A 569-nucleotide genomic window follows, 5' to 3' on the forward strand; every position below is an offset into this window, starting at 1 on the left:
CCGGACCCGACCACTAGACCAAGGCCCCTACTCTTATGTGTCTTGCGATGCTATGACCGAGAAAGTCCGTGAAGGTGGACGTGTAGTGAAAACCAGTGTCTTGCTGGCTACCGGCGTTAATGTCGATGGCTACCGCGAGATACTGGGGATGCACGTTGCTACGTCAGTGTCAAGCGCCATCTAATTTTGCGCGTGTAGCGTCATGTATTTTTGCGCGCTACGGGCGTTGTTGATGGCTGAATTTATTTAGTTGTTTTGGGTTATATGAGTGGTTTATGTCATGTGGGTGACTCCTTTGACTGGCGCTCCTATTCGGTACCGGTAGGGCGGCGATCGGTACCGGGGTGTGCGTGTGTGATGTGTCACAGCTCTTTTCACGAACAATGTCATAGCTCTTGTATGTGGTCTCCTAGAAGTGATCCAGATTGGCGCGGAAATTGATCCACTTGGTGGATCAGTTTTTGGGCTGGTTGGCTGCGGTGTGCTGGTTGCTTTTGCCTTGTTTGGGGTGGGCGATTGGTGTTGCCGTTGTTGTTTAATCGCCACTTCTCGGTGGGGTTGGCGGCCTG

1 protein-coding gene and 1 pseudogene are annotated in these 569 nt (G+C 52.2%); one reads left to right on the top strand and one right to left on the bottom strand.

What is annotated here, in order from left to right:
* A pseudogene (locus tag F4V58_RS01430) lies at positions 1-166 on the top strand (transposase); the annotation flags it as partial.
* 220 nt (positions 167-386) lie between these two features.
* On the opposite strand, the gene F4V58_RS12650 reads toward F4V58_RS01430, so the two are convergent.
* Positions 387-569: hypothetical protein (locus F4V58_RS12650; protein ID WP_211362706.1), on the bottom strand; the 183-nt coding region annotated here is incomplete at its 5' end.

The sequence above is a fragment of the Corynebacterium phocae genome, assembly GCF_008693075.1.
Lineage (GTDB): Bacteria > Actinomycetota > Actinomycetes > Mycobacteriales > Mycobacteriaceae > Corynebacterium > Corynebacterium phocae.